Consider the following 13,896-nt stretch of genomic DNA (forward strand, 5'->3'; position numbering starts at 1 on the left):
GGGATGATCCCGTGGCTGCTGGTGGCGGAACTGCTGTGCCTGAAAGGACAGTCGCTGGGTGAACTGGTCCGTGACCGGATGGCGGCATACCCGGCGAGTGGAGAAATAAACAGTACGCTGGCAGAGCCTGCAGCAGCGATTGCACGCGTGGAGCAGCACTTTTCCCGTGAGGCGCTGACGGTGGACAGAACGGATGGCATCAGCATGTCGTTTGTCGACTGGCGTTTCAATTTACGCTCTTCCAATACCGAACCGGTGGTGCGCCTGAACGTGGAATCGCGCGGCGATGAGCAACTTATGCGAAGTAAAACAGAAGAAATACTCAGAATTTTAAAGTAATGTTCAAGTATAAGGCTGTGTCGAAATCATAGCCTTTGTTTTTTTTAAGGTTTCATCAGATGGATTATTTCTTAGGATGAATCATAGCATAGCAATAATTCTGAGTGTTTATAATTCAGAAAAACCAGATTATTTGCATCAAAGTCTTTCTAGCCTTTTCTCTCAAACTATGAAAGCAGATATTTACCTCTATATTGATGGGAGGGTTAATAAGTCTCTTGAAAGTGTGATCGAGAGTTTTGAAACTGAACCTAATTTCTATGTTGTGCGTGGAGAAGAAAATAAGGGGCTGGCTTTTGCGCTGAATACACTTATCGATGTGGCTTTAATTCGAGGTTATCGATATATTGCAAGGATGGATACGGATGATGTCTCACGCTTAAACCGTATCGAAATACAGTTTAGGTTCATGGAGGAAAGACCTGATATTGACGTACTGGGCGGATATTGCCATGAATTTGGTAGTGAGTACGCACTTGAATTGAAGAAAGTACCGCTCGAACATGATGATCTTAAAACATACAGTATAATCCGTTGCCCATTTATACATCCAACGGTGATGTTTAGAAGTTCAGTTTTCAAAGATGGGATTCGTTACCCTTTAGATACAAAATTTACTGAGGATATGGCGTTGTGGTTTTGCCTCCTTGAAAAAGGATATCGTTTTCATAATATCCCTGAGGTGTTGCTGGACTACAGGCTTAATGATAGCACTTTTTCAAGACGAAGAGGAATTGGGAAAGCAATAAGTGAGTTCTCTGTTCGCTTCAAGTATATGTTTAAACTAAAAGAGGCTAGTTTTAAGAGGTTTATTATTCTGATTATTAAATTCTTTTTTCATGTTTTACCTTTGTTTTTAATTCGCTATGCTTATAAAAGACATCGCTGAGTCTGTGATGGATATAAAAATTTATAAAATGAAGATTGTAAAATGAAAAGTATAGAACATCGAAATAATTGTTTTGATATAATTAGATTGTTTGCAGCAATTACTGTCATTATCTCCCATCAATACTCTCTTTCTGGGATGTCTGAGCCAATTTTTCTTGGCATGAGTACCTACGGAGGTGTGGCGGTTATTGTTTTTTTTGCTATCTCGGGGTTCTTGATTTCCAAATCTTGCATGAGAAGTAAAGGGTTTGTTTCATATATGTTAAAGCGTGCAAGGAGAATATTCCCAGCGTTATTGCCATGCGCGATTTTTATGTATCTAGTGTTAGGTGTGTACTTAAAGTGGGGAGACTTATCTTCTTATATTAATATATCAATTCTGAAAAATATTATTAGCGTTGTAACCATCCAGGGTGCACCGCCTCACACAGGTATATTTGAGGGTTTTATTCACCCATACTCTCTTAACGATAGTTTATGGACATTACCACTTGAGTTTTTATGTTATCTTCTTTTGGGGATGGTGTTTTTTTTATTTAAAAATTCTTTAAAAGCAATGTTGATTGCTTTCGTAGTGCTCTTTATTATATCTATTTATTTACTTTTCAACAAAACAGCAATAGTTTTTTTTGGTGTGGTTTTACAAGCGTTCCCGGTGAGAGCTTTATCCTTTTTTACTGGAGCTATAATGGCTCTCACGATAAATTATTGGAGTGATAAAAAAACAAAGCAATATATATTAATAATATCATTTACTATTCTTTTTTCTGTCGCTTATAAAAATGAAATTAATGTGTTGGGGTATGTTTTATTATCAACAATTACGATAGTTATTGGCTGTTCATTTAAAGATAGAATAATTTCTGGTCGATTTGATTATTCATATGGGATATATATATATTCTTTCCCTGTCCAACAATTTATTATAAATAAATTTCACTTTGAATTTTATTTCGGGATGTTTGTTAGTATCATTGTGTCACTTTTTTTTGGATTCCTTTCATGGCATTTTGTTGAGTCGAAATTTGTTAAAGTGAATAAATCATATGTGAAAAAACATGATGTGTTGGGGCAGAGCACTTAATACTTACTTAATATAGTATTTAGTTTGCTTCTATCATTTTATATCTGAGTTGAGTTAACATCTAAGCCACATTCAAGCCGCGCATATGTCGCGCGGTGACCACACCTGACAGGAGTATGTAATGTCCAAGCAACAGATCGGCGTCGTCGGTATGGCAGTGATGGGGCGCAACCTGGCGCTCAACATCGAAAGCCGTGGTTATACCGTCTCCATCTTCAACCGTTCCCGCGAAAAAACTGAAGAAGTTGTTGCCGAGAACCCGGGTAAGAAACTGGTTCCTTATTACACGGTGAAAGAGTTCGTCGAGTCTCTTGAAACCCCGCGTCGTATCCTGTTAATGGTGAAAGCGGGCGCTGGCACCGATGCTGCTATCGATTCCCTGAAGCCGTACCTTGATAAAGGCGACATCATCATTGATGGCGGCAACACCTTCTTCCAGGACACCATTCGTCGTAATCGCGAACTGTCTGCTGAAGGCTTTAACTTCATCGGTACCGGTGTTTCCGGCGGTGAAGAGGGGGCCCTTAAAGGTCCTTCCATCATGCCTGGTGGCCAGAAAGAAGCGTATGAGCTGGTTGCGCCGATCCTGACTAAAATCGCAGCCGTTGCCGAAGATGGTGAGCCTTGTGTGACCTATATCGGCGCTGACGGCGCAGGTCATTACGTGAAAATGGTTCACAACGGTATTGAATACGGTGACATGCAGCTGATCGCTGAAGCCTATTCTCTGCTGAAAGGCGGTCTGAACCTGTCTAACGAAGAACTGGCTACCACCTTCACCGAGTGGAACGAAGGTGAGCTGAGCAGCTACCTGATCGACATCACCAAAGACATCTTCACCAAAAAAGATGAAGAAGGTAAATACCTGGTTGACGTGATTTTGGATGAAGCAGCGAACAAAGGCACCGGTAAATGGACCAGCCAGAGCTCTCTGGATCTGGGCGAACCGCTGTCGCTGATCACCGAGTCTGTATTCGCGCGCTACATCTCTTCTCTGAAAGACCAGCGTGTTGCAGCATCTAAAGTACTGTCTGGCCCGCAGACTAAGCTGGCTGGCGATAAAGCGGAGTTTGTTGAAAAAGTACGTCGCGCGCTGTATCTGGGCAAAATCGTCTCCTACGCGCAGGGCTTCTCTCAACTGCGTGCTGCGTCTGATGAGTACAACTGGGATCTGAACTACGGCGAAATCGCGAAGATCTTCCGCGCAGGATGCATCATTCGTGCACAGTTCCTGCAGAAAATCACAGACGCGTACGCTGAAAACAAAGGCATTGCCAACCTGCTGCTGGCACCGTACTTTAAAAACATCGCCGACGAGTACCAGCAGGCGTTGCGTGATGTCGTGGCCTACGCGGTGCAGAATGGTATTCCGGTACCGACATTCTCCGCTGCTGTAGCCTACTACGACAGCTACCGTTCTGAGGTACTGCCGGCGAACCTGATTCAGGCTCAGCGTGACTACTTCGGTGCGCACACCTATAAACGTACTGATAAAGAAGGTGTGTTCCATACCGAATGGCTGGATTAATCTGAAATAGCCAGCTACTAAAGCCAGGCCCGGAGCGCTCCTCCGGGCTTTTTTATTGAGCAAAACAGTATGTATCGGGAGCGTAAGTAGGGGGATTGAGCGGAATAGCGATATAATATAGGTATTCCAGCTTACTGTCCCGCCTTGACAGTTCAGCGATATCAGAGGTAAAAACCTAACAGTTGTTTCGATTGTTGCGAAATGTATTCTCTCAAAACGTTTAACCAAAAGAAGTCAGATCAAATGAAAATAACTATTTCAGGAACAGGTTATGTCGGTCTTTCAAACGGTATTTTGATTGCCCAAAATCACGAAGTAGTCGCGCTGGACATTGTGCAGGCTAAAGTGGATATGCTTAACAGGAAGCAATCCCCCATTGTTGATAAAGAGATAGAAGAGTATCTATTAACGAAAAATCTTAATTTTCGCGCAACAACCGACAAGCAAGATGCTTACAAAAATGCCGATTATGTCATTATAGCTACACCGACCGATTACGATCCTAAAACCAACTATTTTAATACCTCTAGCGTGGAGTCAGTCATCCGTGATGTGTTGGAAGTGAATCCACAGGCAGTGATGATTATTAAATCAACCATCCCGGTTGGTTTTACCCAGTCAATTAAAGAACGTTTGGGAACAGATAATATCATTTTCTCGCCGGAGTTCTTGCGAGAAGGGAAAGCGCTTTATGACAACCTTCATCCATCACGTATTGTGATTGGCGAGTGTTCTGAACGAGCTAAACGATTTGCAGCGTTATTGCAGGAAGGCGCAGTAAAACAAAACATTCCAACGCTATTTACAGACTCCACTGAAGCTGAAGCAATTAAGCTTTTTGCTAATACTTATCTAGCTATGCGTGTAGCATATTTTAATGAGTTAGACAGCTACGCTGAGAGCTTAGGTCTAAATGCCCGGCAAATTATTGAGGGTGTATGTCTGGATCCGCGTATTGGTAATCATTACAACAATCCATCCTTTGGCTACGGTGGCTACTGCTTACCGAAAGATACCAAGCAACTGCTGGCCAACTACGAATCGGTGCCGAATAACATCATCGGTGCAATCGTTGATGCTAATCGTACGCGTAAAGACTTTATTGCTGACTCTATCCTCGCGCGCAAGCCGAAGGTGGTGGGCGTATACCGCCTGATCATGAAGTCTGGCTCGGATAACTTCCGCGCCTCCTCTATTCAGGGGATCATGAAGCGTATTAAGGCCAAGGGCGTACCCGTTATTATTTATGAACCCGTCATGGAAGAGGATGAATTTTTCCACTCTCGGGTAATCCGCGATCTTAACGCGTTCAAAAATGAAGCGGATGTTATTATTTCTAATCGTATGACGTCAGAATTGGCTGATGTTGCAGAAAAAGTGTATACCCGCGATTTGTTCGGCAGTGATTAATTACTATCTTCTCTAAAAAGGCCTTATTAAAGGCCTTTTTACATTAAACAGGTTAGTAATTAAACGTTGTAGAAGTTACGATACCAGTCAACAAAGTTCTTAACCCCATCTTTAACCGTAGTTTCAGGTTTAAATCCAATAACATCATACAGTGCTTTAGTATCCGCGCTGGTTTCCAGTACATCACCGGGCTGTAGCGGTAGCATATTTTTCGTAGCTTCTATACCCAGCGCATCTTCCAGCGCCTTGATATAATCCATCAGTTCTACCGGTGCACTATTGCCGATATTGTAGACGCACCAGGGGGCAATGCTGGCTGCAGGTGTACCGGTTTCAACAGTCCAGTGGGCGTTTGCTTGCGGAATAACATCCTGCAGGCGAATGATTGCTTCTGCGATATCATCAATATAGGTAAAGTCACGCTTCATTTTGCCGTAGTTATAGACGTCAATACTTTTCCCTTCCAGCATCGCTTTGGTGAACTTGAACAACGCCATATCCGGGCGGCCCCAAGGACCGTACACGGTAAAGAAACGCAGGCCTGTGGTGGGTAATCCGTACAGATGGGAATAGGTATGGGCCATCAGCTCATTGGCTTTTTTGGTTGCCGCATACAGGGATACGGGGTGATCGACGGAATCATCCGTTGAAAAGGGCATTTTGCGATTCAGACCATATACCGAGCTGGAAGAGGCATAGAGTAAATGCTGAATTTTATTATGCCGACAACCTTCCAGTATGTTCAGAAAACCTGTGAGATTTGAGTCTGCGTAAGCGTGCGGATTTTCGATTGAATAACGTACGCCAGCCTGTGCGGCGAGATGAATTACACGATCAACGTGCTCGGATGTGAAGAGTGCTGACATGCCTTCCCGGTCAGCTAAATCAATCTTATGAAAATGGAAATCGGGGTGTACCAGCAGCTCCAGACGGGCCTGCTTAAGGCTCACGTCGTAGTAATCGTTCAGATTATCGATACCGACGACTTGATGGCCAGCCTCAAGGAGGCGTTTGCTAACATGGAAGCCGATGAAACCAGCGGCCCCCGTAACCAGGTATTTCATGTTCGTTCCTCTTTTCGGCTAAAAAGCAGCCAGACACCAGCGAATATTGCTAAAAATGGGATGATACCGATAGATGGCTAAAAAGCTAATTGTTATCTCTTTTTACTCTTGTCGTTTTACTGATTAGAATGCAAATATTCATGGCGTGAATTTTATGCAGTGACAATGAAAAGTAGACTATATCGACTGTCTGGCATGGGACCCGTTGAGTGAAATAATTTACTCAGGAGGAGGCTTGTGTATTGACACTGCTGTTTGACCTTTTTCCTTCTTCAGTAGTGATTGAAATACCAATCAAATTCTCTCAAACAATTTGATTTTTTTATCATTAATCCTATGGCATTGCCTCAAATAATAGCTAAACTAATTCGAGTTTAAGTCTTTCCTCATTCAGAGTTTAGGGTATTTATGTCTGTAGGTGATAACAAAATATCTGGACGCAGCAACGATCCGGATCAGATTGATCTTATTGATTTATTAATACAATTATGGCGTGGTAAAGTAACGATAATTGTCTGTGTGGTTGTCGCGATTGTGTTGGCCGTGGGATACCTGGCCGTTGCGAAAGAGAAATGGACATCAACTGCAATTATCACGCAACCGGATGTTGGGCAGATAGCCGCATACAACAATGCCTTGAATGTATTGTATGGTGCAAGTGCGCCTGCATCGCTTCAAATGAATGTGATTGGGCGTTTTAGTACCGCGTTTTCTGCATTAGTTGAAACATTGGACAATCAAGAAAAATCGGAAAAACTGACTATTGAGCAGTCAGTAAAAGGCCAGCAATTACCATTGGTTGTCTCTTATGTAGGGGATTCTGCGGAAAGGGCGCAGCGCCAGCTTTCTGAATACATCCAACAAATTGATGACAAAGTCGCCAAAGAGATGGTTGTTGATCTGGCAGATAATATTCAATTACGAACAACAGCGCTTACAGACTCGCTGAAAACCCAAGAGGTTATTGCTCAGGAGCAAAAAGATTTGCGCATCAAGCAAATCCAGGAAGCGTTACGTTATGCAGAACAGGCCGGTGTCACTAAGCCGCAAATTCAGCAAACTCAGGATGTTACACAGGATAGTATGCTGCTGCTGGGCAGCGATGCTTTGAGATCAATGATTGAGCACGAAGCAACGCGTCCATTGATTTTCTCTGGTAATTACTATCAGACCAAGCAAAACCTGCTGGATATTGAAGCATTAAAAATCGAGAAGGCAAAACTGCACTCCTATCGCTATGTGATGAAACCAACGTTGCCGATTCGTCGCGATAGCCCGAAAAAAGCAATTACCCTGGTACTGGCAGTATTGCTGGGTGGGATGATTGGTGCAGGTATCGTGCTGGGGCGAAATGCACTGCGTGGTTACAAAGCCAGAGCGCAGTAAGCCTAATCTAATAACAAAAAAACCGGGCAAGCCCGGTTTTTTTACGTCTGTAGATTACTGATGACGCTTACGTAAGTTCTCAATCACGGTGGTCAGGTCAAGCTCCTGATCCTGTAGCAGTACCAACAGGTGGTACATCAGGTCAGAGGCTTCATTCGTCAGCTCGAAACGATCGTTCACGGTGGCGGCCAGCGCGGTTTCCACGCCTTCTTCCCCCACTTTTTGCGCAATGCGTTTGGTACCGCTGGCATACAGTTTCGCGGTGTAAGAGCTTGCCGGGTCGGCGGTTTTACGCTCAGTAAGTAGTTGTTCTAACTGATACAGGAACAGCCACTGATGGCTGGTGTCAGCAAAGCAGCTTGAGGTGCCTTTGTGGCAGGTTGGCCCGATTGGGTTAACCAGTGCTAACAGGGTGTCGTTATCGCAATCGGGTGTGATGCTGACCACATTAAGAAAGTTGCCAGAGGTTTCACCTTTGGTCCACAGGCGTTGTTTGGTCCGCGAGAAAAAGGTTACCTTACCGCTTTCAAGCGTTTTATCCAGCGCCTCCGGGTTCATATAACCCAGCATCAATACTTCGCCGGAGACCGCATGCTGCACCACAACCGGCATCAGTCCGTCGGTTTTTTCCCAGTCCAGCTCGCGGCATTGTTGCTTCGTTAACATATCCTGATCTCCACGCCCTGTGTTGCCAGGTACGCTTTTAATTCACCAATATTGATAATTTGCTTATGGAAGACGGAAGCGGCAAGCGCGCCGTCAACGTCAGCATCCCGGAAGGCTTCGAGGAAGTGTTCCATGGTGCCCGCGCCACCGGAGGCAATCAGCGGTACATGGCAAACGTCGCGCACTTTTCTCAGCTGTTCCAGATCGTAGCCATTACGCACGCCGTCCTGATTCATCATGTTCAGCACGATTTCGCCCGCGCCACGTTTCTGCACTTCCTGCACCCAATCCAGCGTTTCCCACTGCGTGATGCGGGTACGACTCTCATCCCCGGTGTACTGGTTAACGTGATATTTACCGGTTTCAGCGTCATACCAGGTATCGATACCCACCACAATGCACTGTACGCCAAAGCGGTCCGCCAGCCGCGTGATAAGCGCCGGGTCAGCCAGCGCTGGGGAGTTGATCGAGATTTTATCCGCCCCAAAGGAGAGGATACGCGCCGCATCATCGATGGACTTAATCCCACCGGCAACGCAGAACGGAATGTCGATCACTTCCGCCACGCGCGATACCCAGCTTTTATCGACTACACGGCCATCGCTGGAAGCGGTGATATCGTAGAACACCAGTTCATCTGCGCCTTCATCGGCATAGCGTTTTGCCAGCGGAACGATGTCGCCAATAATCTCGTGATTGCGAAACTGGACGCCTTTTACCACCTGTCCATCGCGAACGTCCAGACAAGGAATTATGCGTTTTGCCAGCATTGGATGGCCTCCTCAACGGTGAACTTACCTTCCAGCAGGGCGCGTCCGACAATCACGCCGCGTACTCCGGTCCCGCGCAGGGCCGCTACATCCTCGATTCCGCCAATGCCACCAGATGACTGAAACGCCACCTGCGGATATTTGGCGCACACTTCTTCATAAAGCGCGACGTTTGAACCTGCCAGCGTACCGTCGCGGGAAATATCGGTGCACAGCACATGCTTTAGACCCACGGGCAAATAGGTTTCCACCAGTTCTTCCAGCGAAACCCCGGAATCTTCCTGCCAGCCGCTGACCGCAACCTGCTTATTTCCTTGCTCATCAATACGCACGTCCAGCGCCAGCACCAGCGCGTCGGCGCCAAAACGGGTAAACCAGCTCTTAACTTCCTCAGGGGATTTAACCGCCGTCGAACCGACCACCACACGCGCCACACCGGCGTCAAGCAGTGCCGCAACGTCCGCTTCAGTACGCACACCGCCGCCCACCTGCACCGGAACATTGACGCCCGCGACCAGCGTTTTAATCAGTGGTATTTGTCGTTTCTGCGGATCTTTTGCCCCGGTCAGATCGACCAGGTGCAGTACCTGTGCGCCTTGTGCCGCATAATCCTGCAGACGGGGCAGGGGATCGTTGCCGTAATCACGTTGCTGTGCGTAATCGCCCTGATGAAGACGCACCACCGTGCCGTCGATTAAATCTAATGCCGGAATAATCATTACATCTCCAGAAAGTTTTTCAGCAACTGCGCCCCAGCCGCACCCGAACGTTCCGGGTGGAACTGCACGCCAAAGAAATTGTCCTTTTGGACTGCCGCGGTAAACGGTTCGCCGTAATGACATTGGGCGATGGTCCATGGATTCACTGGCATCGCGTAGCTGTGGACAAAGTAGAAATACGCCCCATCGTCAATACCCTGGAACAGACGATTTCCCGCCTGCGGATAAACGCGATTCCAGCCCATATGCGGCAGCGGCAGACCGAAATCGGTCATTTTAGGGACGTCCTGATCAATAATGCCCAACAGGGAGACACCGTTACTCTCTTCACTGCGCCGCCCAAGCAGTTGCATGCCTAAGCAGATCCCCAGCACCGGCTGCGTACAGGCCTTAATTAGCTCAATAAGTTCACGCTCGTGCAACTGGTCCATAGCCGCCTGCGCGGTACCAACGCCGGGTAGAAACAGCTTATCGGCACGGAGCACCACATCCGCATCGCGGCTGACAACCGGGTCGTATCCATGGCGCGCAACGGCGGATTTCACCGAGTTCAGATTGGCGCAGCCGGTATCCAGGATCACTACGTTCATTACAACACTCCTTTTGAGGAGGGCAGCGTGTCGCCTTCTACGCGAATTGCCTGACGCAGCGTGCGGCCAAAGGCTTTAAACAAGCTTTCCACGCGGTGGTGGTCATTTTTCCCTTTGGTTTTCAGGTGCAGGGTGACGCCCATGGTGTAAGAGAGTGAGCGGAAGAAGTGTTCAATCATCTCCGTGCTCAGATCGCCCACGCGCTGGTAGGTAAACTCAGCGCGGTATTCCAGGTGCGGACGCCCGGAGATATCCAGCGCGCAACGTGCCAGACACTCGTCCATCGGCAGGACAAAACCAAAACGGTTGATGCCACGTTTATCGCCTAATGCCAGCTTTAAGGCCTCACCCAGCGCCAGACCGGTATCTTCTACGGTGTGGTGATCGTCAATATACAGATCGCCCTTAACGGCTATCTCCATGCGAAAACCACCGTGAGTGGCGATTTGATCCAGCATGTGGTCAAAGAAGCCAACGCCGGTATTGATTTTGCTTTGACCTTCGCGGTCCAACCAGACTTTGACGTCAATCTGCGTTTCTTTGGTATTGCGCTCAACGTGCGCGTAGCGGTCACGCTTGGTCAACTGTTCGCCGATCATCGCCCAGTTCAGGGTGTCACGGTGATAACGCAATCCGCGAATTCCCATGTTTTCAGCCAGCTGAATATCTGTGGCACGATCACCAATGACGTAGCTGTTTGCTATGTCCATGGCCTGTTCAACCAGGTACTGCTCAACCAGCTTCACTTTTGGCTTCCGGCAAGCGCATTCGTCCGTCGGCAGGTGCGGGCAAATCAGCACTTCATCAAATGCCACGCCCTGAGAGGTGAAAATTTGCATCATCAGGTTATGCGGACCGTCAAAATCGGCCTGCGGGAAACTCTGCGTTCCCAGTCCATCCTGGTTGGTAATCATCACCAGCTTATAGCCTGCTTTTTGCAGTTTCAGCAAAACAGGAACGACTTCCGGCTCAAAAGCCAGTTTGTCAAAGCGATCAACCTGAAAGTCACTTGGCGGTTCGGAAATCAGGGTTCCATCGCGGTCGATAAAAAGATACTTCTGGCTCATACTTGCTCCGCACGTAAGGCGTCAATGACGCGCTGGCTCTCTTCACGGGTTCCGACAGTAATTCGCAGGCAGCCGCTTAACGAGGGTTGTTTGTTCTGGTCTCGTAAGATAATGCCCTGATCCCACAAAGATTTAAATACGCTGCTGGAGGCGGTAAAGCGCGCCAGAACATAGTTGGTTTCAGAAGCGAAAACCTGTTCTACACAGCGAATTGTTTTCAGGTTCTCTACCAGATACTGACGCTCTTGCAGGATCTGCTCTACACGTTGGCGCATGGCGGCAACCCCTTGCGGCGTCAGCGCCTGGGCGGCGATATCTGCCACCGGCGTAGAGAGCGGGTAAGGGGCGATCACCTTTAACAGTAGATTGATAACCTCTTCATTGGCCAGCGTAAACCCGCAGCGTAAACCGGCGAGAGCAAACGCTTTGGACAGCGTGCGTAAAATCACCAGGTGCGGATATTCAGACAGCCAACCTGCCAGCGTGGCCTGCGGGCAAAACTCGATATACGCTTCATCGGCAACCACGATAGCTTTACCCTGCGTCATGTCGAGCAGCGAACGCAGATCTTGTGGCTTAATCAACTGGCCCGTTGGGTTATTGGGGCTGCATACATAAACCACCTTCACGCCATCAAGCTTGTCCGCGATACCTTGTAAATCCAGTTGCCAGTCGTCAAGTGTCGGGACGGTACGGCATTCGACGCCAATTGTTTCAGCGCTGACGCTGTACATGCCGTAAGTCGGCGGGCAGTACAGAATCGCATCTTTACCGGGTTCGCAAAAAGCGCGCACCAGCAGTTCGATCCCTTCATCTGCGCCGCGGCTGACCAGCACCTGCTCCGGCTTGACGCCTGCATACTGCGCGTAATTCTCAATCACGGCTTTCGGCTGGCACTCCGGGTAGCGGTTCAGCGTTTGCTGGCTTAGCTGAAACTCAACGGCGGTGGGGTATTCATTCGCGTTGAGCCAGACGTCGCCGTTACCGCCAAGACGGCGGGCAGATTGATAAGGCGTTAACTCGCGGACATTCTTACGGGCTAAATCAGTGACGCTGAGAAAGTTGTCAGTGCTCATACTTGCTCCTTCAGGGCGTTAACGCGCAGGGTGACGGCATTTTTGTGGGCGGTCAGCAGCTCAGCCGCGGCCAGGGTTTCAATGGTGGCGGCCAGCGCAGAGAAACCTTGTGGTGTTAATTCCTGTACGGTCATCCGTTTCTGGAAATCAGCCAGCCCCAGGCTGGAACAGGTTGCGGTATAACCGTAGGTTGGCAGCACGTGGTTGGTGCCGGAAGCGTAGTCGCCTGCGGATTCCGGCGACCAGTCGCCAAGGAACACCGAACCGGCGCTGGTAATGTCGTCAACCAGCTCACGTGCGTTGCGGGTCTGAATGATCAGGTGCTCCGGCCCGTAGGCGTTGGAGATTTCAACGCACTGCGCCAGATCTTTCGCTACGATTAAGCGGCTGGCAGAGAGCGCCTGACGCGCGGTGTCGGCTCGGGACAGCTCGGCGAGCTGACGTTCAACAGCTTTGGCAACTCCCTCGGCAAGCTTAGCGTCCGGCGTCAGCAGGATCACCTGCGAGTCCGGACCGTGCTCGGCCTGAGAGAGCAGGTCGGAGGCGACAAAATCTGGCGTTGCGCCGCTGTCGGCGATAACCAATACTTCGGACGGTCCGGCAGGCATGTCGATGGCTGCGCCGTCAAGACGCTGGCTGACCTGGCGTTTGGCTTCGGTCACATACGCATTGCCCGGCCCGAAGATTTTATCGACCTTCGGAATAGACTCCGTGCCCAGCGCCAGCGCGGCAATGGCCTGTGCGCCACCCACGTTAAACACTTCTTTCACGCCACACAGCTGCGCAGCGTAGAGGATTTCATCGGCAATTGGCGGTGGCGAGCACAGCACCACTTTTTTGCAGCCGGCGATGCGCGCCGGGGTCGCCAGCATTAATACGGTAGAGAACAGCGGTGCCGACCCGCCAGGAATATACAAGCCCACGGAAGCGATAGGGCGGGTAACCTGCTGGCAGCGTACGCCCGGCTGGGTTTCGATATCCACCGGCGGCAGAACTTGCGCGCTGTGGAAAGTATCAATATTACGTACCGCCGCCTGCATGGCTTGTTTCAGCTTGTCGCTCAGGCGACTGCTGGCCTGCTGAATTTCTTGCTCGGTGACGCATAGCGCGCCGACCTCGGTTTTATCAAACTTCGCGCTGTATTCGCGCAGTGCCTGGTCGCCGTTGTTTTTGACGTTTTCAAGGATCTCGGCCACTGTGCGGCTAATGCTTTCAGAGGCGGAAATCGCCGGGCGCATTAGCAGTTCGCGCTGCTGCTCAGGGCTACAGCTATTCCAGTCAATCAGGGTATTGAAGCTCATGGCCG

Annotated in this window: 13 protein-coding genes and 1 pseudogene; 6 read left to right on the top strand and 8 right to left on the bottom strand. The window is 48.7% G+C overall.

The window, feature by feature from the left end; all coding sequences use genetic code 11:
- The 5 genes and pseudogenes from FDW92_RS07750 to ugd form a co-directional block, all read left to right on the top strand.
- Positions 1-339, top strand: a pseudogene (locus tag FDW92_RS07750) (phosphomannomutase CpsG); the annotation flags it as partial.
- A 76-nt stretch (positions 340-415) separates the two neighbouring features.
- The gene (locus tag FDW92_RS07755; RefSeq protein ID WP_042307512.1) at positions 416-1,228 is read left to right on the top strand and encodes a glycosyltransferase; all 813 of its coding nucleotides are present in this window, start codon (positions 416-418) and stop codon (positions 1,226-1,228) included.
- Between the two features lie 42 nt (positions 1,229-1,270).
- Positions 1,271-2,314, top strand: coding sequence for an acyltransferase (locus tag FDW92_RS07760; protein WP_042307515.1), 1,044 nt, complete (start codon positions 1,271-1,273; stop codon positions 2,312-2,314).
- 121 nt (positions 2,315-2,435) lie between these two features.
- On the top strand, positions 2,436-3,842 hold the full coding sequence (gndA, locus tag FDW92_RS07765; protein WP_042307517.1) for an NADP-dependent phosphogluconate dehydrogenase: 1,407 nt from the start codon (positions 2,436-2,438) through the stop codon (positions 3,840-3,842).
- Between the two features lie 243 nt (positions 3,843-4,085).
- Entirely contained in the window at positions 4,086-5,252 is a 1,167-nt protein-coding gene (ugd, locus tag FDW92_RS07770) for a UDP-glucose 6-dehydrogenase (protein WP_042307518.1), read from the top strand.
- A gap of 59 nt (positions 5,253-5,311) precedes the next feature.
- Here the strand turns inward: ugd and FDW92_RS07775 are convergent, their stop codons facing one another.
- The gene (locus FDW92_RS07775; protein WP_042307521.1) at positions 5,312-6,316 is read right to left on the bottom strand and encodes an NAD-dependent epimerase; all 1,005 of its coding nucleotides are present in this window, start codon (positions 6,314-6,316) and stop codon (positions 5,312-5,314) included.
- 408 nt (positions 6,317-6,724) lie between these two features.
- Here FDW92_RS07775 and wzzB point away from each other — a divergent pair, with 408 nt between their 5' ends.
- A complete protein-coding gene (gene wzzB, locus FDW92_RS07780) occupies positions 6,725-7,702 on the top strand; it encodes an LPS O-antigen chain length determinant protein WzzB (protein WP_042307523.1) in 978 nt (325 codons plus the stop codon).
- A gap of 54 nt (positions 7,703-7,756) precedes the next feature.
- On the opposite strand, the gene hisIE is transcribed toward wzzB, so the two are convergent.
- From hisIE to hisD, 7 genes are read right to left on the bottom strand one after another with little or no spacing between them, the layout of a single operon-like run.
- On the bottom strand, positions 7,757-8,368 hold the full coding sequence (hisIE, locus tag FDW92_RS07785; RefSeq protein WP_042307525.1) for a bifunctional phosphoribosyl-AMP cyclohydrolase/phosphoribosyl-ATP diphosphatase HisIE: 612 nt from the start codon (positions 8,366-8,368) through the stop codon (positions 7,757-7,759).
- On the bottom strand, positions 8,362-9,138 hold the full coding sequence (hisF, locus tag FDW92_RS07790; protein WP_042307527.1) for an imidazole glycerol phosphate synthase subunit HisF: 777 nt from the start codon (positions 9,136-9,138) through the stop codon (positions 8,362-8,364). Before hisF ends, hisIE begins: the two co-directional genes overlap by 7 nt.
- Positions 9,120-9,857, bottom strand: coding sequence for a 1-(5-phosphoribosyl)-5-[(5-phosphoribosylamino)methylideneamino]imidazole-4-carboxamide isomerase (hisA, locus tag FDW92_RS07795; RefSeq protein WP_042307529.1), 738 nt, complete (start codon positions 9,855-9,857; stop codon positions 9,120-9,122). Before hisA ends, hisF begins: the two co-directional genes overlap by 19 nt.
- Positions 9,857-10,447 carry an imidazole glycerol phosphate synthase subunit HisH gene (gene hisH / locus FDW92_RS07800; RefSeq protein ID WP_042307530.1) on the bottom strand — a complete coding sequence of 197 codons (591 nt, stop codon included), beginning with the start codon at positions 10,445-10,447 and terminating at the stop codon, positions 9,857-9,859. The genes hisA and hisH overlap by 1 nt, the downstream gene beginning before the upstream one ends.
- Positions 10,447-11,514, bottom strand: a complete 1,068-nt coding sequence (hisB, locus tag FDW92_RS07805) for a bifunctional histidinol-phosphatase/imidazoleglycerol-phosphate dehydratase HisB (protein WP_042307531.1) — start codon at positions 11,512-11,514, stop codon at positions 10,447-10,449. The genes hisH and hisB overlap by 1 nt, the downstream gene beginning before the upstream one ends.
- Positions 11,511-12,590, bottom strand: coding sequence for a histidinol-phosphate transaminase (hisC, locus tag FDW92_RS07810; protein ID WP_042307532.1), 1,080 nt, complete (start codon positions 12,588-12,590; stop codon positions 11,511-11,513). Before hisC ends, hisB begins: the two co-directional genes overlap by 4 nt.
- Positions 12,587-13,891, bottom strand: coding sequence for a histidinol dehydrogenase (gene hisD, locus FDW92_RS07815; protein WP_042307533.1), 1,305 nt, complete (start codon positions 13,889-13,891; stop codon positions 12,587-12,589). The genes hisC and hisD overlap by 4 nt, the downstream gene beginning before the upstream one ends.
- Positions 13,892-13,896 lie beyond the last annotated feature (5 nt).

The sequence above is a fragment of the Citrobacter sp. wls706 genome, assembly GCF_005281305.1.
Lineage (GTDB): Bacteria > Pseudomonadota > Gammaproteobacteria > Enterobacterales > Enterobacteriaceae > Citrobacter > Citrobacter werkmanii.

Excerpts from the sequence above, each read along its gene's own strand:
- hisH (WP_042307530.1), bottom strand. The coding sequence starts at position 10,447 with ATGAACGTAGTGATCCTGGATACCGGCTGCGCCAATCTGAACTCGGTG.
- FDW92_RS07775 (WP_042307521.1), bottom strand. The coding sequence starts at position 6,316 with ATGAAATACCTGGTTACGGGGGCCGCTGGTTTCATCGGCTTCCATGTT.
- FDW92_RS07755 (WP_042307512.1), top strand. The coding sequence starts at position 416 with ATGAATCATAGCATAGCAATAATTCTGAGTGTTTATAATTCAGAAAAA.
- ugd (WP_042307518.1), top strand. The coding sequence starts at position 4,086 with ATGAAAATAACTATTTCAGGAACAGGTTATGTCGGTCTTTCAAACGGT.
- gndA (WP_042307517.1), top strand. The coding sequence starts at position 2,436 with ATGTCCAAGCAACAGATCGGCGTCGTCGGTATGGCAGTGATGGGGCGC.
- hisIE (WP_042307525.1), bottom strand. The coding sequence starts at position 8,368 with ATGTTAACGAAGCAACAATGCCGCGAGCTGGACTGGGAAAAAACCGAC.
- wzzB (WP_042307523.1), top strand. The coding sequence starts at position 6,725 with ATGTCTGTAGGTGATAACAAAATATCTGGACGCAGCAACGATCCGGAT.
- hisF (WP_042307527.1), bottom strand. The coding sequence starts at position 9,138 with ATGCTGGCAAAACGCATAATTCCTTGTCTGGACGTTCGCGATGGACAG.
- hisB (WP_042307531.1), bottom strand. The coding sequence starts at position 11,514 with ATGAGCCAGAAGTATCTTTTTATCGACCGCGATGGAACCCTGATTTCC.
- FDW92_RS07760 (WP_042307515.1), top strand. The coding sequence starts at position 1,271 with ATGAAAAGTATAGAACATCGAAATAATTGTTTTGATATAATTAGATTG.
- hisA (WP_042307529.1), bottom strand. The coding sequence starts at position 9,857 with ATGATTATTCCGGCATTAGATTTAATCGACGGCACGGTGGTGCGTCTT.
- hisD (WP_042307533.1), bottom strand. The coding sequence starts at position 13,891 with ATGAGCTTCAATACCCTGATTGACTGGAATAGCTGTAGCCCTGAGCAG.
- hisC (WP_042307532.1), bottom strand. The coding sequence starts at position 12,590 with ATGAGCACTGACAACTTTCTCAGCGTCACTGATTTAGCCCGTAAGAAT.